This window comes from Pseudomonas sp. JV241A (assembly GCF_900275665.1).
GTDB lineage: Bacteria > Pseudomonadota > Gammaproteobacteria > Pseudomonadales > Pseudomonadaceae > Aquipseudomonas > Aquipseudomonas wadenswilerensis.
Window position 1 is genome coordinate 116051 of the sequence record NZ_OPYO01000015.1, and the last position, 23760, is coordinate 139810.

The 23760-nt window shown below is 64.2% G+C and carries 23 protein-coding genes; 8 read left to right on the top strand and 15 right to left on the bottom strand.

Annotated features, from left to right (window positions below; genetic code table 11):
- Positions 1-8 precede the first annotated feature (8 nt).
- The 5 genes from JV241A_RS10150 to JV241A_RS10170 all read right to left on the bottom strand — a co-directional run bounded on the left by JV241A_RS10150 (position 9) and on the right by JV241A_RS10170 (position 3429).
- A complete protein-coding gene (locus JV241A_RS10150; RefSeq protein WP_115087284.1) occupies positions 9-839 on the bottom strand; it encodes an AraC family transcriptional regulator in 831 nt (276 codons plus the stop codon).
- Positions 836-1159 carry an AzlD domain-containing protein gene (locus tag JV241A_RS10155; RefSeq protein WP_038994745.1) on the bottom strand — a complete coding sequence of 108 codons (324 nt, stop codon included), beginning with the start codon at positions 1157-1159 and terminating at the stop codon, positions 836-838. Before JV241A_RS10155 ends, JV241A_RS10150 begins: the two co-directional genes overlap by 4 nt.
- Positions 1156-1854: an AzlC family ABC transporter permease gene (locus JV241A_RS10160; protein WP_115087663.1), complete on the bottom strand. Its 699-nt coding sequence runs from the start codon at positions 1852-1854 to the stop codon at positions 1156-1158. Before JV241A_RS10160 ends, JV241A_RS10155 begins: the two co-directional genes overlap by 4 nt.
- A 102-nt stretch (positions 1855-1956) precedes the next feature.
- Complete coding sequence (locus JV241A_RS10165; RefSeq protein ID WP_115087662.1) at positions 1957-2685, bottom strand: sel1 repeat family protein; 729 nt, start codon at positions 2683-2685, stop codon at positions 1957-1959.
- A 126-nt stretch (positions 2686-2811) separates the two neighbouring features.
- A complete protein-coding gene (locus tag JV241A_RS10170) occupies positions 2812-3429 on the bottom strand; it encodes a LysE family translocator (RefSeq protein ID WP_115087661.1) in 618 nt (205 codons plus the stop codon).
- 112 nt (positions 3430-3541) lie between these two features.
- Here JV241A_RS10170 and JV241A_RS10175 point away from each other — a divergent pair, with 112 nt between their 5' ends.
- Positions 3542-4441, top strand: coding sequence for a LysR substrate-binding domain-containing protein (locus JV241A_RS10175; RefSeq protein WP_134062305.1), 900 nt, complete (start codon positions 3542-3544; stop codon positions 4439-4441).
- Here JV241A_RS10175 and JV241A_RS10180 read toward each other — a convergent pair.
- A complete protein-coding gene (locus JV241A_RS10180; RefSeq protein ID WP_115087279.1) occupies positions 4438-5343 on the bottom strand; it encodes a LysR family transcriptional regulator in 906 nt (301 codons plus the stop codon). The two genes, JV241A_RS10175 and JV241A_RS10180, sit on opposite strands and share 4 nt — an antisense overlap.
- Positions 5344-5465: 122 nt before the next feature.
- Here JV241A_RS10180 and JV241A_RS10185 point away from each other — a divergent pair, with 122 nt between their 5' ends.
- The gene (locus JV241A_RS10185; RefSeq protein WP_115087660.1) at positions 5466-6665 is read left to right on the top strand and encodes an MFS transporter; all 1200 of its coding nucleotides are present in this window, start codon (positions 5466-5468) and stop codon (positions 6663-6665) included.
- Positions 6666-6731: 66 nt separating this feature from the next.
- Positions 6732-9092, top strand: coding sequence for a DNA polymerase II (locus JV241A_RS10190; protein WP_134062307.1), 2361 nt, complete (start codon positions 6732-6734; stop codon positions 9090-9092).
- Between the two features lie 652 nt (positions 9093-9744).
- On the opposite strand, the gene JV241A_RS10195 is transcribed toward JV241A_RS10190, so the two are convergent.
- A complete protein-coding gene (locus JV241A_RS10195; protein ID WP_115087277.1) occupies positions 9745-10248 on the bottom strand; it encodes an anthrone oxygenase family protein in 504 nt (167 codons plus the stop codon).
- Between the two features lie 223 nt (positions 10249-10471).
- Between JV241A_RS10195 and JV241A_RS10200 the strand changes: the two genes are divergently transcribed.
- Entirely contained in the window at positions 10472-11053 is a 582-nt protein-coding gene (locus JV241A_RS10200) for a DUF4174 domain-containing protein (protein ID WP_134062309.1), read from the top strand.
- Between the two features lie 3 nt (positions 11054-11056).
- Here JV241A_RS10200 and JV241A_RS10205 read toward each other — a convergent pair whose 3' ends face one another.
- From JV241A_RS10205 to JV241A_RS10220, 4 genes are all read right to left on the bottom strand, one after another.
- Positions 11057-12265: a GNAT family N-acetyltransferase gene (locus JV241A_RS10205; RefSeq protein ID WP_134062311.1), complete on the bottom strand. Its 1209-nt coding sequence runs from the start codon at positions 12263-12265 to the stop codon at positions 11057-11059.
- 42 nt (positions 12266-12307) lie between these two features.
- Positions 12308-13402 (bottom strand): polyamine ABC transporter substrate-binding protein, encoded by a 1095-nt coding sequence (locus JV241A_RS10210; RefSeq protein ID WP_115087275.1) that lies wholly within the window; start codon positions 13400-13402, stop codon positions 12308-12310.
- A 37-nt stretch (positions 13403-13439) separates the two neighbouring features.
- Entirely contained in the window at positions 13440-14255 is an 816-nt protein-coding gene (locus JV241A_RS10215) for a carbon-nitrogen hydrolase family protein (RefSeq protein ID WP_134062313.1), read from the bottom strand.
- A gap of 94 nt (positions 14256-14349) precedes the next feature.
- Positions 14350-14937 (bottom strand): SMI1/KNR4 family protein, encoded by a 588-nt coding sequence (locus JV241A_RS10220; RefSeq protein ID WP_134062315.1) that lies wholly within the window; start codon positions 14935-14937, stop codon positions 14350-14352.
- A 241-nt stretch (positions 14938-15178) separates the two neighbouring features.
- On the opposite strand from JV241A_RS10220, the gene JV241A_RS10225 reads away from it, so the two are divergent.
- From JV241A_RS10225 to JV241A_RS10235, 3 genes are all read left to right on the top strand, one after another.
- A complete protein-coding gene (locus JV241A_RS10225; RefSeq protein WP_115087272.1) occupies positions 15179-15712 on the top strand; it encodes a sigma-70 family RNA polymerase sigma factor in 534 nt (177 codons plus the stop codon).
- The gene (locus JV241A_RS10230; protein WP_115087271.1) at positions 15712-16677 is read left to right on the top strand and encodes a FecR domain-containing protein; all 966 of its coding nucleotides are present in this window, start codon (positions 15712-15714) and stop codon (positions 16675-16677) included. The genes JV241A_RS10225 and JV241A_RS10230 overlap by 1 nt, the downstream gene beginning before the upstream one ends.
- A gap of 97 nt (positions 16678-16774) precedes the next feature.
- Entirely contained in the window at positions 16775-19174 is a 2400-nt protein-coding gene (locus JV241A_RS10235) for a TonB-dependent siderophore receptor (RefSeq protein ID WP_134062317.1), read from the top strand.
- A gap of 133 nt (positions 19175-19307) precedes the next feature.
- Here the strand turns inward: JV241A_RS10235 and JV241A_RS27805 are convergent, their stop codons facing one another.
- Complete coding sequence (locus tag JV241A_RS27805) at positions 19308-19829, bottom strand: methylated-DNA--[protein]-cysteine S-methyltransferase (protein WP_115087658.1); 522 nt, start codon at positions 19827-19829, stop codon at positions 19308-19310.
- Positions 19830-19842: 13 nt separating this feature from the next.
- Positions 19843-20400, bottom strand: coding sequence for an XRE family transcriptional regulator (locus JV241A_RS10245; RefSeq protein WP_010221765.1), 558 nt, complete (start codon positions 20398-20400; stop codon positions 19843-19845).
- Between the two features lie 96 nt (positions 20401-20496).
- On the opposite strand from JV241A_RS10245, the gene JV241A_RS10250 reads away from it, so the two are divergent.
- Complete coding sequence (locus tag JV241A_RS10250; protein WP_115087269.1) at positions 20497-21420, top strand: DMT family transporter; 924 nt, start codon at positions 20497-20499, stop codon at positions 21418-21420.
- 18 nt (positions 21421-21438) lie between these two features.
- On the opposite strand, the gene JV241A_RS10255 is transcribed toward JV241A_RS10250, so the two are convergent.
- Positions 21439-22125: a TIGR04211 family SH3 domain-containing protein gene (locus JV241A_RS10255; RefSeq protein WP_134062319.1), complete on the bottom strand. Its 687-nt coding sequence runs from the start codon at positions 22123-22125 to the stop codon at positions 21439-21441.
- Positions 22126-22307: 182 nt separating this feature from the next.
- Entirely contained in the window at positions 22308-23681 is a 1374-nt protein-coding gene (gene ppnN, locus JV241A_RS10260; protein ID WP_134062321.1) for a nucleotide 5'-monophosphate nucleosidase PpnN, read from the bottom strand.
- Positions 23682-23760: the final 79 nt, after the last annotated feature.

Genomic DNA, 23760 nt, shown 5'->3' on the forward strand with positions numbered 1-23760 from the left:
TTAGTCCGTTAATGAGTGCAGGCGCGCCGGTACTCGCCCGGCGTTACGCCATAGGCTTGCTTGAACTGCCGGTTCAGATGGCTCTGGTCAGAAAAACCCAGGGCGAAGGCGACGTTGAACGGCAGGCAGTCGTTTTTCAGCAGTTCACGGGCGCGGCTCAGGCGCCGTTGCTTGAGCCAGGCATGGGGCGGCAAGCCGGTGGCCTGGCGGAACACCCGGGCAAAGTGGAAGGGCGAGAGATTCACCGCTGTGGCGAGTTCTTCCAGCGATGGCGGATAGGCCAGGCGGTTGTCCATCAGTTCCTTGGCCCGGGCCACGGCGCACGGTTCGTTGCCGGGCGTGCGCGCCTCGCCCGCGCGGGCATGGCGCTGCACCAGCAGCAACACCGCCTCGCGCCAGGCGGTTTGTTGTTCCAGGGCGCTGGCGCCGTGCTCGGCCGAGCAGTGCAGCCAGCTGAAGGCCTTGGCCAGTTGCGGGTCGTGCAGCACGCTGGCGTCAAAGCGCGGCAGGCCGTCGCGCTTGAGTTCCAGTTCGTCGAGCACGCCGGTGATGCGTTCGCTGTCGGGGTAAAAGCCGCGATAGCGCCAGCCGTCTTCGCTGGCCTTGGCGCCGGTGTGCAGCTCGTCGGGGTTGATCAGGACCATGCTGCCGACCGGCGCCAGGTGTTCGCTGCCGCGGTGCCAGAAGCGCTGGGCGCCGGACTCGATGATGGTGATCACGTAGCCTTCGTGCACATGGGGGGCGAAGCGCTGCTGAAAATAACGCGCATGCAGCATCTCGGTGTCACCGAGCGCCGAGGCTTGCCAGAAACGGGTCTGTTCCTTGTGTGCAGGGTTCATGGGCTGCCGTTCAACCACCAACGAAAGACAAAAAAGAAGGCCATGCTCAGCAGCATGCTGATCAAGGTGCTGCGGGTCAACAGCACCAGCACTACGGCCACCAGCGAACCGATCAGGTACGGGTTGCTCAGGCTCAGGTCGAGCTGGTGGCCGGGCAGAAAGACGATAGGCCCGCAGATCGCGGTAAGCATGCCCGGTACGGCGAAGCCGAGGAACTGCCGGGCATTGGAGCTCAGGCGCAGGGGCAGGCGCGGTTCCAGAAAGGCATAGCGGTTGAGGAACACCAGCAGGCCCATGCCGATAATCAGGGCGAAGATCATGAGCGTGCTCCACTGAATTTCTGACAGATGAAACCTGCGCTCATGCCCAGCAGGCCGGCGGCCACCAGGCCGATGTCCCAGTGCCAGGCACTGAACAGCACCGAGCAGAACAACGACACCGCCACGCACACCACGGTGGGCAGGTTGCGCACCAACGGCGCGATCAGGGCGACGAAGGTGGCGACAATCGAGAAGTCCAGGCCCAGTTGGTCGAGGTGCGGAATGTTCTGCCCCAGGATGATCCCGGCCAGGGTGAACAGGTTCCAGGCAATGTAGAACGTCAGGCCCACCCCCAGGGCGTACCAGCGATTGAACTGCTGTTTGTCGTACTGGCTGGTGAGGGCGAAAAACTCGTCAGTGAGCAAGAAGCCCAGGCCCAGCCGCCAGCGAGTCGGCAGGCCCGACAGCACCGGGCGCATCGACAGCCCGTACAGCAGGTGCTGGGACGTCAGCAGCAGGGTGGTGAGGAGGATCGAAAACAGGTTGGCGCCGCCCTTGAGCATGCCGATCGCCACCAGTTGCGCCGCGCCGGCAAAGACGATGGCCGACAGGCCCTGGCCTTCCCAGGGCGTGAGGTTGGCTTCAATGGCCATGGAGCCGGCCAGCAACCCCCAGGGGGCAACGGCAAGGGACAACGGCAGGATGGCGATGGCGCCACGGATAAAGGCCTGGCGGGCGAACGGCGGACTGGGCATGGACGGCAGCAACAACCAATGAACACGGTTGTACAGCATGCCAGAGCCGGGCGCCGCTGACTTGAACGATCTTGCTGTCAGCGGCGGCGCAGTGCGCTCAGCTCAGTAGTGGTTGCTGGCCAGGCGCCGCTGCGCCGCGATGCAGCCATTGATGTCCACTGCTTTTTGCCAGTAAGCCTTGCTTTGCGCCGGGTCGGCGCTGGCCAGCAGGCGGTAGACCTCGGCCTGGTAGTCGCGCTGACGGCCCCACTGCATCGCCAGGCCTTGCGGTTGCTCGCGATGGCACAGCAAGCGCACGGCCGGTTGCGGGTAGTAGGGGGCGTAGAGGCTGGCCAGGTTCGGCACGCTTTCCAGCGCAGTGCGGTATTCGCTACGGCTGTAGTTCGGGCACCAGTTTTCGATGCCCAGCGCCGCCGGGGCGAAGCCCTGGCCCATGCTCGCTTCGAGCAGCGGGCAGGCGGCAGCCGGGATCTGCGCTGCCGGCAGGTAGGTGATGTAGTAGAGGGCCAGGCGGTACTGGGCGGCCGGGTGGTCAAGCTCCACGGCTTTTTTCAGCAGGCTCACCGCAGGCGCCAGGGTGCGGCCCAGGGCCTGGCCTTGCTGGGCGAGGTCCTGGTCGGTGGTGCTGGTCTTGAGGGTGAAACTGGTGTTCTGGTTGTCGGCCTGTTCCAGCAAGGTCAGGGCCTGGCGGTACAACAGGTCGGCATGCGGGTCGATCCGTACGCCGGCGGCCAGCGCCGAAGTTGGCAGCACGACGGCGAGCAGGCCGTGCAAAAGGGGCGAGCGGATCAAGGAAGTGCCTCTGGAATTCGGGGCCGGGCGGGTATGCATGGTGGTTTCGAGACGACTGCGCTGTTCAGGGTTCAATCCGACTGTCCATAGTGTGGCTTGAGGCTGGCCTGGAGGTATAGCGCATCATTCTAACCGCTCTCGGCCTACACCCGAAAGCGTAGCCCGTCAGGGCAACAGTTGCCGGAGGTTGTAGGCCAGCCCGGCGACGGCAATGGCCAACAGCACCACGGCACTGATTGCGCTGATCAAGCGTCGGTTGAGACGCTCGGCCAGGCGGCCGATGACCAGGATGTACAAGCCCAGAATGCCCAGGTCGAGCACCAGCCAGACCAGCCCCAACACCATCAGGCTTTGGCTGAACTGCTCGGTAACCTGGATGAACTGCGGGAAGAAAGCGACGAAAAACAGAATGTCCTTGGGGTTCGACAGGCCGATGGCAAAGCCTTGCCACAGCCCGCCCTGGCGGACGGGGGCCTGCTGTATGGCGAGCGCGGGCTGGCGCAGTTCAGCCAGTGCGCCGAGGCCCAGGTAGCCGATGAACAGGCAACCGAACATGCTCAGGGCGCTTAGCAACAGTGGGTTGACGGCTGCGCTGCTGAAGATCAGCGCAGCGGCCAGGGCAATCAGCACCAGCGAAGCACCGTTGGTCCCCAGGGCGGTCAGCAGTGCCTGTTTGCGTCCGGCGCGGGCGGTGGTGTTGACCACCAGCGCCACCACCGGGCCGGGGCTGGCGATCAAGAGCAAAACAGTCAGGGCGTAGGTGGCAAGCAGGGCACTGTTCACGGGCATTTCTCGATGGTTTTTACCGGGAGCGGCATTCTCTGCAGGCGCGGTTCGGTTGTAAAACGCCTGTTACTGTGGCCTTCTATTAGTTTTACTCATGCTTGAGGCGGCCATGACCGAACGCATTCCCGCATTGCAGGCGCTCAGGGCGTTCGAGGTGGCCGCACGCTATGGCTCCTTCACCCGCGCGGCCGAAGAACTGGCCCTGACCCAGGGCGCCATCAGCCATCACATCAAAACCCTCGAAGGCTTGTTCGACTGCGCATTGTTCGAGCGCCGCGGGCCGAAAGTGGCGCTCACCGAGCCGGGCCGGCTGCTGGCCCAGGAGCTCAAGGTCGGCTTCAAGATCATCGAGAATGCCTGCGGGTTGCTCAGGCAGGACCGTCAGCACCTGCGCCTCAAGGCGCCTTCGACCCTGACCGTGCGCTGGCTGCTCAAGCACTTGGCGACGTTCAAGCAAGGCGAAGAACACAGCAAGGTGCAATTGAGCAGTGTGTGGATGGACATCGACACGGTGGACTTCTACAGCGAGCCTTACGATTGCGCGATCCTGCTGGGCGACGGCCATTTTGCCGCGGACATCGCCAGCCTCAAGCTGTTTGACGAATGGCTGGTGCCGGTGTGCCAGCCCGGTTACCCGGCAGACCTGGTCCACTGCGAACTGCTGCACCCGTCGCCCGATCGGCGTGACTGGCGGCGCTGGTTGAATCGGACTGGGGGCGCTGCAATCAGCCTGGACCGCGGCCAGCTGTTCGATACCCTGGATCAAGGCATCGCTGCCGCCCAGCAAGGCCTGGGTGTGGCCGTGGTCGACCTGCTGCTGGCCAGCGGCGAGCTCGACGCCGGCCGCCTGGTCACGCCCTTTGCGCAGGCGGTGGCCACCGGCGAGGGTTATTACCTGACCTGGCTGCAGGCTAGCCCCAAGGCGCGCCAGGCGCAGAAGCTCGGCGAATTCCTACAGCAGCAGGTGCCGCGACTTCCCGCTCAGGGGCTTGATTATTTATATGACTAATACTGCGGCGCGCCGGCATCCAGCTGCAGTCGCGTGCTCATGAAGTCGATGAACACCCGCAGCCGTGGCGGTATTTGCCGCCCCGAGGGCCACAGCAGGTAGAAGCTGCCGCGCCGCTCCATGTAGTCATCGAGCACGGTCACCAGGTCACCGCGTTGCAGCTGCTGGCGTACGGTGAAATCCGGAGTGCAGGTGATGCCGCGATCGCGGGTGGCAAAGCAGATGCGCGTGTCGACGTGGTTGCAGACCATCGACACCGGGATGTCGTATTCGCGCCCGGCGGGCTCCTGGCGCAACGGCCATTGCTCGAGCTTGCCGGTGCTGGGGAAACGGTAGTGCAGGCAGGTGTGCCGGGCCAGTTCATCGGGATGAACGGGGGTGCCATTGCGCGCCAGGTACGCCGGTGAGGCGACCAGTACATGGTGGAAATGGCCCAGAAAGCGCGCGCTCAAGCGCGAGTCGCTGGGGGTACCGCCGCGCATCACCACGTCGAAACCTTCGCCGATGATATCGACCAGGCGATCGTCGAAATCCAGGTCCAGTTCGATGGCCGGGTACTGCGCCATGAACTCGCTCAAGGCCGGCATCACCAGTGCGGTGACTTGCGGCAGGCTGATGCGCAAACGCCCACGCGGCACCTCGCTGGCCTGGGACAGTTCAAGTTCGGTGGCTTCGATCTCGGCGAGGATGCGCCGGCTGCGTTCCAGGAACAGGCTGCCCTCGGCGGTCAGGGTGATGCTGCGTGTGCTGCGGTGAAACAGGCGCACGCCCAGGCGGCTCTCCAGGCGCGCCACGCGCTTGCCGATGGCCGAAGCGCTGACCCCCAGCGATTGCGCGGCGCCGACGAAGCTGCCGGTTTCTGCCACCCGCACGAACACCACGAAACCGCTGAGGCTATCCATCTGCTTTCCCTGATTGCGGACATCAATGTCCGTTATGAGCGGAATTGTACCCGTCTTTTTCCGCAGTGACCGCAGGCTTAAGGTTCGCCCATCTTTCCTACAGGAGTTTCACCATGACCCCGATGAGTTGCACGGCGGACGGGCCAGCCGCACTCGAACAGCCCTTGCCGGTCAGCGGCCTGCTGGCCCTGGCCATGACCGGCTTTATCGCCATCCTCAGCGAAACCCTGCCGGCCGGCCTGCTCGGGCAGATCTCCAGCGGCATGCAGGTCAGCGAGGCCATGGCCGGGCAGATGGTCAGCGTGTATGCCCTGGGCTCGCTGTTGACCGCCATCCCGCTGGTGACCCTGACCCAGGGCTGGCGTCGGCGGCCGGTGCTGTTGCTGGCGATTGTCGGTTTCCTGCTGTTCAACACCGTGACGGCGCTATCGAGTTCGTACTGGCTGACGCTGGTCGCACGCTTCATGACCGGCGTCGCCGCCGGCCTGGCCTGGGGCGTGATCGCCGGGCATGCACGGCGCATGGTCAGCCCCGAGCAGCAGGGCCGGGCCATGGCAGTGGCGATGATCGGCGCGCCGGTGGCGTTGTCGTTGGGGGTGCCAGCCGGCACCTGGTTGGGCGAACTGGTGGGGTGGCGCATGACCTTTGCCCTGGTGTCGGGGGCGACCCTGGTGCTGGTGGCCTGGGTGCTGTGCAAGGTGCCGGACTTCGACGGTCACGCCCCGGGTCAACGTCCCGGCATCGCTCAAGTTCTGCGTACCCCGGGAGTGCTGGCGGTGTTGCTGGTGATCCTCACCTGGGTGCTGGCGCATAACGTGCTGTACACCTACATCGTGCCGTTCCTGGCTTCGGTGGGGCTGGCAGCCAGCACTGGCATGGTCCTGCTGACCTTCGGTATCGCCGCCCTGGCGGGTATCGGCGTGGTCGGTGCGTTGATCGACAAGCACCTGCGCAACATGGTTTTGCTCAGCCTGTGCGGATTTGCCGTGGTGGCGCTGGTGCTGGGTTTTGTCAGCCAGTCGGCGCCGCTGGTGTACGTCAGTGTCGCGCTCTGGGGCCTGACCTACGGCGGCGCGCCGACCCTGCTGCAGACCGCCAGCGCCGATGCCGCCGGGGAGGGCGCCGATGTCGCCCAGTCGATGATCGTCACCGTGTGGAACTCGGCGATTGCCGCAGGCGGTCTGCTCGGTGGCGTGCTGCTCAGCCAGTGGGGCGTGGGCAGTTTCCACTGGGTGTTGCTGGGGCTGATCGCCTTGGCCTTGCTGATTGCCGGTCGCGCCCATGGCCACGGCTTTGCCCCCGGTGCACGGGTAGCGCGCTAAGTTCGGCAGCCAGCGGCCCAGGCAGGTAGAATCGCCGCATACACAGGTGTTTTCGAGGTTGCAGCGGTGGAGTTACAGCAGGGCTTTGTCCTGACCCGGCATTGGCGCGATACCCCGGCGGGGACCAGCGTCGAGTTCTGGCTGGCCACCGATCAGGGACCACGGCGCTTGCGCTTGCCGGTGCAGACGTCCGTTGCGTTCATTCCGGCCGAGCAGCGTGGGCAAGCCGAAGCGGTGCTGCGCGGTGAGCGCGACGTCGCGTTGCGCGAGCTGGCCCTGCGCGATTTCGAACAGCGGCCGGTGCTGGGCTTGTACTGCCGCCAGCACCGCCAGTTGATCCAGCTGGAAAAGCGCCTGCGCGCCGCCGGGGTGCAAATCTACGAGGCTGATGTGCGTCCGCCGGAGCGCTACCTGATGGAGCGTTTCATTACCGCGCCGGTGAGTTTCAGCGGCACACCTGATGCCAACGGTGTGTTGCTCGATGCCCAGCTCAAGCCCGCCCCCGGCTACCGCCCGAAGCTCAGGCTGGTATCACTCGACATCGAAACCACCGAGCGCGGCGAGCTGTATTCCATCGCCCTCGAAGGCTGCGGCCAGCGCCAGGTGTACATGCTCGGCCCGGCCAACGGCGACGCCGAGGGCGTGGATTTCGATCTCGAATACTGCGACAGCCGTGCCCGCTTGCTCGAGCGCTTGAACGACTGGCTGGCCGTGCATGACCCCGATGCAATCATCGGCTGGAACCTGGTGCAGTTCGACTTGCGCGTGTTGCAGCACCACGCCACCCAGCTCAAGGTGCCCTTGCGCCTGGGGCGTGGCGGTGAGGAAATGGACTGGCGCGAGCACGGCAGCCGCGCGCATTTTTTTGCCGGGGCCGCCGGGCGCCTGATCATCGACGGTATCGAAGGGCTGCGTTCGGCGACCTGGAGTTTCCCCTCGTTCAGCCTGGAGAACGTCGCCCAGACCCTGCTCGGCGAAGGCAAGGCCATCGACACCCCGTACCAGCGCATGGACGAAATCAACCGCATGTTCGCCGAGGACAAGCCGGCCCTGGCCCGTTACAACCTCAAGGACTGCGAACTGGTCACACGGATTTTCGCCAAGACCGAACTGCTGACCTTCCTGCTCGAACGGGCCACGGTTACCGGCTTGCCGGCTGACCGCAGCGGCGGCTCGGTGGCGGCGTTCTGTCATTTGTACATGCCCCTGATGCACCGCCAGGGCTTCGTCGCGCCCAACCAGGGCGAGCGCCCGGAGGAGGCCAGCCCCGGTGGATTCGTCATGGACTCGCGGCCGGGGCTGTACGAGTCGGTGCTGGTGCTCGACTACAAGAGCCTGTATCCGTCGATCATCCGAACCTTCCTGATCGACCCGCTAGGGCTGATCGAAGGCCTGCGCGAGCCGGGCGACGCGACCTCGGTACCGGGCTTTCGCGGTGCGCGTTTTTCCCGTACCCGGCATTGCCTGCCGGCGATTGTCGAGCGGGTCTGGCAGGGCCGCGAGGTGGCCAAGCGCGAGCACAATGCGCCGCTTTCCCAGGCGCTGAAGATCATCATGAACGCCTTTTACGGTGTGCTTGGTTCCAGTGGCTGCCGCTTCTTCGACCCGCGCCTGGCCTCATCGATCACAATGCGCGGCCACGAGATCATGCGCCGTACCCGCGAACTGATCGAGGCCCGGGGTTACGCGGTGATCTATGGCGACACTGACTCCACGTTCGTCTGGCTCAAGGGTGCCCATGACGAGGCGGACGCGGCGCGTATCGGTCGCGAGCTGGTGCAGCAGGTCAACCAGTGGTGGCGCGAGCATCTGCGTGACAGCTACGGCCTGGACAGTGCCCTGGAGTTGCAGTACGAGACCCACTACAAGCGCTTTCTGATGCCGACCATTCGCGGCGCCGAGGAGGGCAGCAAGAAGCGTTATGCCGGCCTGGTGCAACGTGGCGAGGGCGTTGAGGAGATGATCTTCAAGGGCCTGGAAAGCGTGCGTACCGACTGGTCGCCGCTGGCCCGGCAGTTCCAGCAGGAGCTGTACGAGCGGATCTTCAAGCGTCAGCCGTACCAGCAGTACCTGCGTGAGTATGTGCGCAAGACCTTGGCTGGCGAGCAGGATGAGCTGTTGATCTACCGCAAGCGCCTGCGCCGGCCGCTGGCCGACTACCAGCGCAACGTGCCGCCGCATGTTCGCGCGGCGCGCATGGCCGATGACTTCAATGACCGTCAGGGCAGGCCGCGGCAGTACCAGAATGGCGGCTGGATCAGCTACGTGATTACCGTGACCGGGCCGGAGCCGTTGGAGACGCGGCATTCGGCGATCGATTACGACCACTACCTGACCCGGCAGTTGCAGCCGGTGGCCGATGCGATTTTGCCGTTCGTGGAGGATGACTTCACGGCGCTGATCGATCGGCAGATGGGCTTGTTCTAGCCGGACCTGCATGCACTGACCCTGTGTGGCTTGCCGGCGATGAGGCCGGTGCAGGCAGCACATCAGGGGTTGACTGGATTGCGACCGCTGCGCGCTCGATCGCAGGCAAGGCCAGCTCCCACAGGTCCGGCGCTTGCCGGCGATGAGGCCGGTGCAGGCAGCACATCAGGGGTTGGCTGGGTTGCAACCGCTGCGCGCTCGATCGCAGGCAAAGCCAGCTCCCACAGGTCCGGCGTACACAGATCTACTGTGGGAGCTGGCTTGCCGGCGATGAGGCCGGTGCAGCCAGCACATCAGGGGTTGGCTGGGTTGCGACCGCTGCGCGCTCGATCGCTGGCAAGGCCAGCTCCCACAGGTCCGGCGTACACAGATCTACTGTGGGAGCCGGCCTTGCCGGCGATGAGGCCGGTGCAGGCAGCACATCAGGGGTTGACTGGATTGCGACCGCTGCGCGCTCGATCGCTGGCAAAGCCAGCTCCCACAGGTCCGGCGTGCACAGATCTACTGTGGGAGCTGGCTTGCCGGCGATGAGGCCGGTGCAGCCAGCACATCAGGGGTTGGCTGGGTTGCGACCGCTGCGCGCTCGATCGCAGGCAAGGCCTGCTCCCACAGGTCCGGCGTGCACAGATCTACTGTGGGAGCTGAGCAGCCGCTACTGAGTCCACACCACCCGCAGCAACGCCACCATCAACCAGGCCGTGGCCGCCAGGGCGGTAATGGTGCGCACATGGTTCCAGCGGTTCCACACCCGCGCATAGCTCGGCCAGGCACTGGCCGCCTCGCTACTGGCCGGCTCCAGGCGCGCCAGGCTCTGGTTTCGCGGCACGTTGAAGAGCATGGTCACCAGCACGTTACCAAGCAGGTACAGGCCGCTGCCAATGCCGATGCACAGGCTGCCCGGCAATGGCCAGCGCAACCAGGCCCAGGTCAGCAGGATCGCGCAGGTCACGGCGGTGCCGAGAAACAGCGAGAGGAACAGGCGGTTGAGCACCACCTGGTTGATCGATTGCATGGCCGTCACCGCACTCTGTGCCGGAATGCGCTCCAGGGCCTGCATGACGAAGTTGGAGAAGGCGAAGAACAACCCGCCCATCAACCCGCAACCCAGGGCGGTAACAAGGATCAGCAGCAATAGCAGGGTGTCGGCAATGCTCATGGTTCAGGCCTTTTTCCAGGGTGGTCGACGGGCATGGCAGACGGCCTTCAGCTATCCTCAGAATCGGATGACAGACCTTCCGGTGTGTATCCAAGGTCGCACTTGGTAATCGGAAGTTACCTTTGCCTTGCCCACTCATCTGGCCCTGTAGTTTAGGCTCGCAACCCGGATCTTTCGTCGCGATTTGTAGTCTTTGTTGCATGGAAATAGAAAGGAGATGCGCATGCTTGTTCGGTCACTGACCCTCGCCGCCTTGCTGGCCATTGTCGCCGGTCCCGCCCTCGCTGCCGATAGCGATGACCCCTTGGGCCAGGAGCTGTACAAGACCCGCGCCTTGGTTGTCCTTGCCCCCAGCACCGCCGACCCGACCCTTCGCGCGTTGAACAAGGCCCTTGAAGACCCGGCCACCAAGGCTGCCTTCGAGGAGCGCAAGCTGGTGCTGTACAGCGTCGCCGGCATGATCGGCAAGCGTGATGACAAGTTTCTGGATCAACAGGCGACCATGGCCCTGATCCGCAAGTTCAAGTTCAGCGCCCGGGATACGATGGTCACCCAGGTAGTACTGGTGGGCAAGGACGGCGAGCTGCACCGGATCGAACACACCGGCATCCTCGAGCCCAAGGCGATTTACGATGCAGTCGACCAGTTGCCGGCAGCGGAAAAAGCCATCGTGCCGCCGACCGTTGCCGATTTGAAGGAGGACGCTACCAAGGGCAAAGAGGCCAAGCCCGGCAAGGACGGTAAACCCGCCAAGCCGGCCAAGCCGGCACCACCACCCAAACCGCCGAAGCCGCTGGAGGATTGAGGTTCAACCAGAAGCGTTCAGACGTACAAAGAATGCTGTGTTGAATGCGCCGAACTGTTCGAGGAACTGTTCGGCGCTGGCCTCGGGTTGATAGGCGTGACGCAAAAAGAATTCGACCTCAGCGGCCAGTTGCGGACAAGCAATACGTAACTGGTCAGCATGATCCTCCAGGGTCAGCGGCCACGAAGGGTCCTTGTCACTTCGCAGCATGTTGCCGGCCCGCAATGCCTTGCGTGAGGCTGCCCGTTGCAGCCGGCGCAGCGTGTCTGCGTCGCCCGCATCGGCGATACCCTCGACATATCGCTCAAATGCAGCCTGCAGGTCGGCATTGACTGCCCGCGCGATGGCTGGTGAAGGCTTGAATGGCGCGAAGCACTGGGCGAGGTCCTCGCCCCAGATACAGCGGCAGTGATGCTTTAGCCAGTAACCCCAACTGTTGCGGTGTTCCTCGGCCAGCACCTGGTCACGGGTGCCGATGTCGAAATCGATCTTGCTCACCAGTGGGTGCCGGTCCTGCAGCTCACCTCTGACCCGTTCAAGCTGCTGCAGGTCATTGGCGTTGGGGCAATGGTTGAGTATCAGGGTCACGTCCAGGTCCGATTCACCTTCGCGGGCATCGCCACGGGCAACGCTGCCGTAGAGGTAAATGCCACCGAGCAGCGTATGGCATCGGTTTTCGAGGGTGCGGCAGAGATCGTCGAGCACAGGCCGGTAGGCGGGTTGTAGCGCTATCGGCGCAAGCGTGACGATAGCGCCGTTGGCATCCACCCCACCGATGTACTTCTCCATGAACACCCGCTGGAAACCCTGATCGACGGCGCGATGGGTTTCGCGATACCCAAGCGCTTGATACAGCCCCAGGTTCTCCGCCATCGCCTGGTTGGTGTACAGGCGAATCCGCGGCAATCCCAGCTGGCGGGCGCGGGCTTCGGCATGCTCGATCAGCTGGCGGCCATGACCGCGGCCCTGGGCTTCGGGATGCACCGCGACATTGTCGAGGAGCATTGTCTGCGCTTCGACGATCAACACCAGCAGACCCACTACCTGTCCCTGGTCTTCCAGCACCTGAACCTGCCGGCGGGTGACCAACTGCGCGTAGTCTTCCTGCATCGGGCCGGGCTTGGCGCCGATGCGGGCGATGTAGGGGCTGTAGGCCGCCTCGATCAGGGCATCGATGGCGGGCAGGTCTTCAGTGGAGGCCAGGCGGATCATGCAGCGAGTCCTTGGGCGAGCGTGCGGTTCACTACGCTAACACTAACTCCCGGTCTTGACCTTGCTCCACACCCGGGTGCGGATGCGCTCGTATTTGAGTGGCAGCGGCTCCAGGGCGAACAGGGTATCGAGCACCGCCTGGGGCGGGTACACCGACGGGTTGTCGCGGATCTTCGCTTCCACCAGCGGTGCGGCGTCCTTGTTGGCGTTGGGGTAGCCAAGGTAGTTGGTCGAGGCAGCGATCACCTCGGGGCGCAACATGTAGTTGATAAAGGCCAGGCCTTGTTGCGGGTTGGGCGCGTCCTTGAGCAGCACCATGCTTTCGAGCCAGAACGGCGCGCCTTCGCGGGGAATGCTGTAGCGGATGTCGCGGCCATTCCTGGCGTTATCGGCGGCAAGTCTTGCGTCAAACACCCCGCCGGACCAGCCCAGCACCACGCAGACATTGCCGTTGGCCAGGTCCGAGATAAAGCGCGAGGAGTCGAAGTAGGCGATATGCGGGCGCACCTTGAGCAGCAGCGCTTCGGCCTTGCGGTAGTCCTCGGGGTTCTTGCTGTTGTAGGGCAGGCCCAGGTAGTGCAGGGCGATGGGGATGATCTCGCTGGGTGAATCGAGCATCGCCACGCCACAGTCGGCCAGCTTGGCGATGTTTTCTTCCTTGAAGATCAGGTCCCAGGAGTTGAGCGGCGCATCGGCGCCCAGGCGGGCCTTGATCTTGTCGACGTCGTAACCCAGGCCTGTGGTGCCCCACAAGTAGGGCGCGGCGAAGCGGTTGCCAGGATCGTTGCCCTGCAGTTTGGCGAGGATCTGCGGGTCCAGGTGCGCCAGGTTGGGCAACTGGCTGCGGTCGAGCTCGGCCAGCACCCCGGCCTTGATCAGGTTCGGCAACAGGTCGGCGCTGGCGAATACCACGTCATAGCCGCTGCGCCCGGCCATCAATTTGCTCTGCATCACATCGCTGTTGTCGAACACGTCATACACCGGGGCGATGCCCGAGGCCTGCTGAAATTCCTTGGTGGTGTTGGGGGCTATGTAGTCGTACCAGTTGTAGATGTGCACGCTGGGCGTGGCGGCCTGGGCTGCAGCGAGGTTCAGCAGCGCGGCCAGGGCCAGGGGCAGGCGACGGATCGACTTCATGGGGGCACTCCGGGATCTTGTTATTGTAAGGGGGCGCTCAGGGGATCAGCAGTTCGCGGCGGCCATCGGCGTGATCCACCCTTTGGCCGGGCAGTTGCAAGCGCCGGTCGGCGAGGTAGTCGTAGTCGCGGCGGGCGTGCTCTAGTTGCTGCAGGTCCAGTTCGACCACCTGCCGGCAGGCTTCACGACCGGCTTCGAACAGCAGGCGCCCGTGCGGGTCGACCACCGCGCTGCCGCCGGCGAATACCAGGCCGTCATCGCCTGGGCCGACGCGGTTGACCATCAGCGCGAAGGCCTGGTTTTCCTGGGCGCGGGCCATGATCGCGGTGCGATGCACCGGGCAGTAGGGGTCCATGTTGCCGTTGGTTACCACGATCAGGTCGACGCCCAGTTGCGCCAGGGCGCGGCTGCTTTCTGGCAGCTCGATGTCGTAGCAGATCAGCAGGCCGATGCGCAGGCCTTTCCAGCTCACCGTGGTGTAGCGATCGCCAGGCTCGAACAGGCCGCGTTCCGAGGGCCAGAGGTGGGTCTTGCGGTAGCGCAGGGCGATGCCTTCGGGGGTGAGCAGCAGCGAGGTGTTGTAGAAGCGGTCTTCGGCTTTTTCGGCCAGGCCGATCACCACCGCGACCCCGCGTTCGCGTACCGCTTGCAGCACGGCCTGGACGCTGGGGCCGTCCACGCTTTCGGCAACCTCGGGCAACTGCGCGGCGCTGGCAAAACCCATCAACTGGGTTTCCGGGAACACCAGCAGGTCGGTGTCGGCTGCACAACCGGCAATGGCATCCAGGGTGCGTTGCAGGTTGTAGGTGGTATCGCCGTCGCGGCCGGCGAGCTGTATCAGTTCGATCTTCATCGGGGTTCCTTGCGTGGGGCTGGAACCGAGTATGCGGCGCGACGGCGTGGGCGGTAATCACGTTGATGGAGTAACCCTGAATGGGTAATGGCGCTCAGATCTCCCGTTCAACAAAGGCGAAGTCGTCGTCGATCAACTGCTGCAGGTACTCATCGAAGCTCTCGGCAATCACTTCATAGCTGTCCGGGTCGTGCAGGTAGCGCAGCACCTGGCCGACGGTGCCGCCGGCGGCGGGGTTGAAGTCGATGTACAGCTTCGAGGTGCCGCCGTTGTTCATGCAGTGGGAGAAGCACAGGCGCTGGTTCATGCCCAGGTCGATGTCGATGCCTGGGCCGACGGTTTCCGGGTATTCGTCCAGGAAGTCGCCGTAGATGCCGCGAATGCTGTCGGTATAACCTCTGGCGTCTTCGAGGACCTGCTCGGCGGCGCTGAGGTAGTAGGGGTACTCGAACACGTCCGAACCGAGGATCAGGACGATGACCGTGCCGCCTGGGTAGTCTCGGAAATGGGTCCCGTCGATATGGCCGAGCAGTTCCAGCAGGCTGGCGGGGCACAGCGGGTAAAGCTCAGTGAGCTTCTGCAGGCCTTCGGCCGAAGCGCCGTGGGCAAGGTTCAACTGCTCAAGCGACTCGCTTGGCAGCGCCTGACGCAGGCCGGTGAGGTACGTGGTGACGAGGGACATGAGGGGCGGTTCCTTCCTGAAAGAGCACAGATGATAGCCAGGCTGGCGTAAATTCACCGGGATTGCGAGCGCTGCACGCTCGATCGCGGGCAAGACCCGCTCCCACAGGGTTTGTGCAAGACCTGTGGGAGCTGGCTTGCCAGCGATGCGGCCGGTGGGCCAGCTTTAGTGCGGCGCTCTTCCAAGCCCTTCTATCATTCGCATAGAATGATAGAAATTCTCATTTGCTCTTCGAGTCGCCATGACCGATTCCAACCCCGCCCTGCGTCAGCAGGTCAGCCACCTCTACCGGGCTCATCACCGCTGGCTGACCGGCTGGCTGCGCCCGCGGGTGGAATGCCAGGACCTGGCCGCCGACCTGGTGCAGGATGTGTTCGTCCGCGTGCTCAGCGCCGACGATGCCAGTGACCGCCTGCGCGCCGTGCGCGAACCCCGGGGCTACCTGGCGACCATCGCCCGGCGCCTGATGATCGATCATTTTCGCCGCGCGCGGCTCGAGCGCGCCTGGCTGCAGGCGCTGGCCGAGCAGCCCGAAGCCCTGGACATCTCCGCCGAAGCCCGGGCCATCCTGCTGGAAACCCTGTGCGAGCTGGACGGTATGCTTGCCGGCCTCGGCGCCCGGGTACGCAAGGCTTTTCTGCTTTCGCAACTGGACGGCATGACCTACAAGGCCATCGCCGAAACCCTTGGCATCTCGGTGGTTACGGTCAACCGCGACATCGCCAAGGCCCTGCACCATTGCACGCTGTACAGCCTGCAACACGAGGTCGACTGATGGCCGCCCTGGACTCGCGCCAGCTCGCCGCCCTCGAGCAGGCCGCCGCCTGGCGTGCGCGCCTCGGTGATGAAAGCGCCGGCAGCGCCGAACACGCCGCCTGGCACGCCTGGATGCAGGCCGACGAGCAGCACCGCTGGGCCTGGCAGCAGGTCGAACGGGTGCAGCAACGCCTGCAGCAGATGCCCACGCGCCTGGCCGGGCGCACCCTGGAACTGGCCGGCCAGCAGCCGGCGCTGGGCCGTCGTGGTGTACTCAAGGGGCTGGTACTGATGGCCGGTGCCGGTGGGCTGGGCTGGAGCGGCTATCAGCAGGCGCGCCAAGGCCCCTGGTTCGCCGACTACCACACCCGTACCGGCGAACGCCTGAGCCTGACCCTGGACGATGGCAGCCAGGTCCAGCTCAACACCGCCAGCGCCCTGGACGTACGTTTCGACCCTCAGCAGCGCCTGCTGGTGCTGCGCGACGGCGAGGTGCTGATCACTACCGCCAAGGACCCGGCCAATCGACCCTTCCGGGTACAAACCCGTCACGGCACGCTGCAGGCGCTGGGCACGCGTTTCTCGGTGCTGGCCGGCGAAAACACCACGCGCCTGGCCGTATTCGAAAGCCGTGTGCAGGTGCTGCCGGGCGAGCAGGGTGGCGGCGCGCTGCTGGAGGCCGGAGAGCAATGCCGTTTTGCCAACCCGGCGCTGGTGCTCAGTTCGCCGCTGGAAACCAACCTGGACGCCTGGAGCAAAGGCCTGCTGATCGCCAACGAGCAGTACCTGGGGGCGTTTGTCGCCGAGCTGGCGCGCTACCGCCGTGGCTGGTTGCGCTGCGCGCCGGAAGTGGTGGGGCTGCGCATCAGCGGCACCTTCAGGCTCGACGACCCGGCGCAGATCTTCCGCGCCCTGGAAAGCACGCTACCGGTAACGGTCAGCCAGCGCACGCCGTATTGGGTGACGGTAAAGGCACGCCAGTAAAAGTATTTTTCATGCAAATGATATTAATTCGTCTTGTCGTTCGACTTATGGAAGGCAGGCCCACTGCCTGAATGCCAACCAGAAGAGAACGCATCGAATGAGAACCCGCCGGATTCACCACGCCCTGCGCTGTTGCGCGCTGTTGTTGCCCTTGAGCATGGCCCAGGCCGAATCGGCCACGCGCAGCTACGACCTGGGGCAGGACGATCTTGGCCAGGTGCTGACCCGTTTTGCCGCCGAGGCGGGAGTGGTGCTGTCGTTTGACCCGGCGCTGACCCAAGGCCAGCGCAGCGAAGGCCTGCATGGCCAGTATGGGGTCGAGGAGGGCCTGCGCGCCTTGCTCGCCAGCAAGGGCCTGGCGGTGATCAAGGAAGCGGACGGGCGTTACAGCCTGGTACGGGAAGTGAGCGAGGCGGGTGCGATCAACCTCAGCGCCACCGAGGTCACCAGCAACCAGTTGGGTACCATCACCGAAGAGAGCCGCTCCTACACCCCCGGCACCATTGCCACCGCCACACGATTGGTACTGACCCCGCGCGAGACGCCGCAGTCGATCACCGTGGTGACCCGCCAGCACATGGATGACTTCGGCCTCAACAACATCGACGACGTGATGCGCCACACCCCGGGCATCACCGTCTCGGCCTATGACACCGAGCGCAACAGCTACTACGCGCGCGGCTTTGCCATCAACAACTTCCAGTACGACGGCATTCCCTCGACCTCGCGCAACGTCGGTTACTCGGCCGGCAACAGCCTCAGCGACATGGCCATCTACGACCGCGTCGAAGTGCTCAAGGGCGCTACCGGATTGCTGACTGGCGCAGGCTCCCTGGGCGCCACCATCAACCTGGTACGCAAGAAGCCCACCGCCGAGTTCAAGGGCCACTTCGCCCTTGGTGCCGGCAGCTGGGACAACTACCGCAGCGAACTGGACGTCAGCGGCCCGCTGACCGACAGCGCCAATGTGCGTGGCCGGGCGGTGGCGGCCTATCAGGACAAGCACTCGTTCCTTGATCACTACCAGCGCAAGACCAGCGTCTACTACGGCATCCTCGAGTTCGACCTCGACCCTGACACCTTGCTGACCGTTGGCGCCGACTACCAGGACAACAACCCCAAAGGCTCCAGCTGGTCGGGCACCGTGCCGCTGTACGATGGCAATGGCGACACCAACAATGTTTCGCACCACTTCAACAACGCGGCGAAATGGAGCAGTTGGGAGCAATACACCCGCACCGTGTTCGCCAGCCTCGAGCATCACCTGGACAACGGCTGGGTGGCCAAGGCCCAGCTCGATCACAAGATCAACGGCTACCACGCGCCGCTCGGCTCGATCCAGGGCTACCAGCCACGCAAGGACGGCACCGCCGGCATCTATGCGCAGAAGTACACCGGCGAGACCGTGAGCGACTCCCTCGACCTGTATGCGAGCGGGCCGTTCCAGTTGTTCGGCCGCGAGCATGAGCTGGTGATCGGCAACTCCTTCACCGCCTCGCGCTGGAAGGGCAACGACTACCGCAATGTCACCCATGCCAACAACAACATCGCGGACTTCCCCAACTGGGACGGCGACATTGGCGAACCCGACTGGGGCCCGGTGGCGGCGCGCACCGACGACAAGGTGCGCCAGAACGGCACCTACCTCACAGCACGCCTGCACCCGACCGACGACCTGACCCTGCTGCTCGGCGGGCGCCTGGTCAACTACAGCTACGACGGTCTCGAGGACAACAACAAGGAAAACGACCGCCTGGTACCGTACGTTGGCGCGGTCTATGACCTCAACGACACCTACTCGCTGTACGCCAGCTACACCGATATCTTCATGCCCCAGGACGCCTGGTTCCGTGACCGTACCAACCGCCTGCTGGACCCGGACGAAGGGCAGAACTACGAACTGGGTCTGAAGGGTGAATTCCTTGACGGCCGGGTCAACGCCAGCCTTGCCTATTTCGAGATCCATGAGAGCAATCGTACGGTCGAGGACAACCAGTACAACGGCAACCCGACCAACCCCGACGTGGCCTTCGCCTGGATGGGCGTGAAAGCCAAGACCAAGGGCTTCGAGGCCGAAGTCTCGGGCGAGCTGACGCCAGGCTGGCAGTTGCAGGCCGGTTACACCCACAAGGTGATTCGCGATGACGATGGCCAGAAGGTTTCGACCTGGGAGCCGCAAGACCAGGTCAGCTTCTACACCAGCTACAAGCTCAAGGGCGCACTCGAGCGGCTGACCGTCGGCGGTGGTGCGCGCTGGCAGGGCAAGGGCTGGCAGGTGCTGCACAATCAGCCCAAGGACATCGACGAGGAATTCGCCCAGGATCCGTTCTGGCTGGTGGACCTGATGGCCCGCTACCAGTTCACCGATAGCTTTTCGGCCACAGTGAATGCCAATAACCTGTTCGATAAACGCTATTACACCAATATCGGTTTTTATAATTCGATGTCTTATGGTGACCCGCGCAACTTGATGTTGACCACCCGCTGGGATTTTTGACTGGCTAAATAAAAACGCCCCCTGAACCCTATGTAAATACTGTCAGTAGGGCGCCTGCAGCTCCCACAGCAAATCTGTGTACGCCGTACCTGTGGGAGCTGGCTTGCCAGCGATGAGGCCGGTTCAGCCAACATCAGCCGTCGTCTGAATTGCGACGTTCGTGCTCCAGCAACCAGCGCTTGCGTTCAATCCCACCGCCATAACCGGTCAGCGCGCCGTTGCTGCCCACCAGCCGATGGCAGGGGATGGCCAGGCTCACCGGATTCAGTGCATTGGCCAGGCCTACTGCCCGCGCGGCTGCGGGGTTACCAAGCTGTGCGGCGATCTGCCCGTAGGTGCGGGTGCTGCCCACCGGGATCGCTCGTAACGCCGCCCAGACGCGCTGCTGGAACAGGGTGCCGCCAGCGTCAATGGGCACTGCATCAAACGCCTGCAATTGGCCCGTGCAGTAGGCCTGCACGGCATCGGCGAGCGCCGCCAGCCCCGCGGTTTCACGCAACTGCACGCCTGTGCCGAAGCGGCTACGCAGCAGCCGCAGCAGGCGTTTTTCGGGCGCATCGAATTCCAGTGCCAACAGTTGCTGGCCGTCACTGACGATCAGCACCTGGCCCATCGGCGCCGGCAAGTGCAGGCGGCGCAGCAGCAGTTCGCTCATCAGCATTCCTCGTTCAGGCGTGTTCGATCAGCATCACGGCCAGGGTGTCGGCGTCCAGCGCGTCGAACAGATGCGGGGTATCGGCCGAATAGCTCATGTAGTCGCCGGCCGCCAGTGTCACCGCCTGCTCGACCGGCCCCACTCGGGCGCGGCCGTGGCACAGGATCACATGCTCAAGGGTACCCGGTGGATGCGGTTTTGACAGCCGTGGCTCACCTGGCTGCACCCGCACCCGGTAAATATCGCGCTGAGCCCCCGCCGGGCAGGCGGCGAGCAAGGTGGCGGCGTAATTGGCCTGCTCGGCGTGGCTGGCGGCGCCTTCATTGGCGCGAATCACCTGCACATGCTGACGCGGCTGGCCCATCAGCCGGCTGACCGGCACCTGCAACGCGCCGGCCAGGGCCCAGAGGGTTTCCAGGCTGGGGTTGCCGACCCCGGACTCCAGCTGCGACAGGGTGGACTTGGCCAGGCCTGCGCGCTTGCCCAGTTCGGTCACTGACAGGCCCAGGCGCTCACGCTCGCGGCGGATGGCGCTGGCCAGCAAGAGGATGGGGGAGTGTGCTTCGATCATTTGTTCGCTATACCGGTCAATTGTTCGTCTTGACGAACGGTTTTCATCTGTTCAGCATAACGGACCTTTGTTCGATATGACAGGAGTCAGCTCGCCATGCACCTGAAAACACGCGGCACCCTGGAGATGACCGCCGCCATGCTGATCTCCGGCACGGTTGGCTGGTTCGTCCTGGCCGCAGACCAGCCTGCGGCCGCCGTGGTGTTCTGGCGCTGCCTGTTCGGTGCGTTGGCACTACTGCTGGCCTGTGCCGGGCTGGGTTTGCTGCGGCGAGGGAGGATTAGCCGGCGCCAGGCATTGGCGGCGGCAGTCGGCGGGGTGGCGCTGGTGCTGAACTGGGTGTTGCTGTTCAGCGCCTATGGGCATGCCTCGATCGCTGTGAGCACCGTGGTCTATCATACCCAGCCGTTTATGCTGGTGGGCTTGGGCATGCTGTTGTTCGCCGAGAAGATGACCGCTGGCAAAGCCGGCTGGTTGCTGGCGGCGTTCGCGGGAATGCTGCTGATCGTCATGGCCGGATCGAGCGCTGATGCGGTCGCCGGTGATTACCGTCTGGGCGTGCTAATGGCGCTGGGTGCGGCGTTTTTCTATGCGATTGCCGCCGTTATCACCAAGCGATTGCACGGTGTGGCGCCGCAATTGATCGTGCTGATCCAGATGCTGGTCGGTGTAGGGCTGCTGGCGCCCTTTGCGCAGGTGCCGGGGTTGACGCGTGCGCCCGCTACCTGGGCCTGGCTGGCCACCATCGGCATCGTCCACACCGGGCTGATGTCGACCCTGCTGTACAGCGCTATCCAGAAGATCCCCACCAGCCTGGTCGGCGCCTTGTCGTTCATCTACCCGGTGGTGGCGATCCTGGTCGACTGGCTGGCCCTGGGGCACCCGCTCAGTGCGCTGCAACTGGCCGGTTCCGGCTTGATTTTGCTGGCGGCGGCGGGGATGACCTTTGGCTGGACGCTGCGGATCACGACCGCTACGCGGCCGATCGCTGGCAAGGCCAGCTCCCACAGGGGGCGCTGAGCGTCCCAGGACTATCCCTCAGAACCACCGATCGTTGCGTTTGCGCCCACGGCTCAAGGCCGGCAGGATCAAGCCAGCGAGCAGGCCGGCACCGGCGATGCCGCCGCCGTAGACCATATAGCGCATCAGCACCTGCTTGTTCTCGTCACCCAGATGCGCCTGGGTGCTGCGCAGTTCCGACTGGGTATCGCCGAGCTCGGCATTCAGCGCCTTGTTGCGTGCTTCCAGCTCGTCGATCAGCGCCTTGCGCGAATCAAGCGTCTCCTGCATGCCTTGTACGCGGGTTTTCCAGCTGTCGTCGATGGTCTTCAACTGCTCGCTGAGCTGGGTCACCTGCCCGGTCAGTTGCGGCAGGCGTTCGGCCTGGCCGGGCACGGCCTGCAGGTCACTGCTGGTGATCCACACGGTGTCTCCGGACTCGCCGCGCACCTGGCTGTAGTTGCCCTGAGTGGTCAGCAAGGTGACCTTTTGCCCGGACTTGAGGTTGCCAACAATGCGGTGGCCATCGGTGGGGCCGCTGCGCACGTAGGTGGTCAGGCTGTCGCTGACCCAGCGTTCGCTGCTGGGCGCGGTTTCTTCGGCGTGCAGCGGGTGGGCAAGGACCAGCAGGGCGCCTATCAGGCTACCGCTCAGCAGGCGGCGCGCGCCCGGGGTGCAGGAGGAAAACAGCGCGGGCGCCGCAGAAACAGGACGAGAGATAGGCATGATGGTCTTCGCGTGAAATAAACAATAAAAGCCCGATGACTGGGCCGGTGAAGAGTCGGCGTGCGCGCAGGCCGCCAGCTGAAAGACCATATTTCTGCAGGCAGGTTCACTGAAGGGGGTAGGAAAATAGCAGCAAATGTTGCGGGCACTGGCTGTGCCCGCAAGCGGGGGAGGGGCTTGAATCAACTCACGACGCGGTAGCAGGGCACGTATTCGGCACCGCCCGGCAGCTTCATCCGGTGCTGGTCGACGAACGCCTGCAGCAGGTGGCCGAGGGGTTCGAGCACGGCACTGTCACCCTTGATTTCGTACGGGCCTTTCTCTTCGATCAGGCGGATACCCTTGTCCTTGACGTTGCCGGCGACAATCCCGGAAAACGCCCGGCGCAGGTTGGCGGCCAGTTCGTGCGGCGGCAGCTCGCGGCTGAGCTTGAGCCCGGTCATGTTCTCGTGGGTCGGGTCGAAGGGGCGCTGGAAGCCTTCTTCGATCTTCAGCAGCCAGTTGAAGTGGAAGGCGTCGTTGCGTTCGCGGCGGAACTGCTTGACCTCCTTGAGCCCGTCAACCATCTGCCGAGCCACTTCGACCGGGTCGTCGATGATGATCTGGTAGTGCTCCTGGGCCTTCTCGCCGAGGGTGGCACGCACGAACGCATGCAGCTGCTGCAGGTACGGCGCGGCGCTTTTCGGCCCGGTGAGGATCACCGGGAACGGCAGGCCGCGGTTGTCCGGGTGCATGAGGATGCCGAGCAGGTAGAGGAACTCTTCGGCGGTACCGGCGCCTCCGGGGAAGATGATGATGCCGTGGCCGACGCGTACGAAGGCTTCCAGGCGTTTTTCGATGTCCGGCAGGATCACCAGTTCATTGACGATCGGGTTGGGCGCTTCGGCGGCGATGATGCCCGGCTCGGTCAGGCCCAGGTAGCGGCTGCCGCTCATGCGCTGCTTGGCATGGGCGATGGTCGCGCCCTTCATCGGGCCCTTCATCACGCCCGGGCCGCAGCCGGTGCAGACGTCCAGCTTGCGCAGGCCCAGCTCGTGGCCGACCTTCTTGGTGTACTGGTATTCCTCGGTGCTGATCGAGTGGCCGCCCCAGCACACCACCATTTTTGGCTCGACGCCCGGGCGCAGGGTGCGGGCATTGCGCAGCAGGTGGAAGACGTAGTCGGTGATGCCCTGGGAGCTTTCCAGGTCGATGCGCTGGCTGGCCAGTTCGCTTTCGGTGTAGACGATATCGCGCAGGGCGCTGAAGAGCATTTCGCGGGTGCTGGCGATCATTTCGCCATCGACGAAGGCATCAGCCGGTGCGTTCAGCAGTTCCAGGCGCACGCCACGGTCCTGCTGGTGAATGCGCACCTCGAAGTCTTTGTAGGCTTCGAGGATGGTCTTGGCGTTGTCGACGTGCGCGCCGGTGTTGAGGATTGCCAGCGCGCACTGGCGGAACAGGGTGTACAGGCTGCCGGAACCGGCTTCACTCAGTTGCTGTACTTCACGTTGAGACAGTGTTTCCAGGCTGCCTTTTGGGCTGACAGATGCATTGATAACTTCACGTTGGGGCATTCTGGGTTTCCTGTGAGCGGGTAAACGTCCATCTTCAGAACACCACCATACCGACAATTTGTCGCAGCAACGAGTGCCT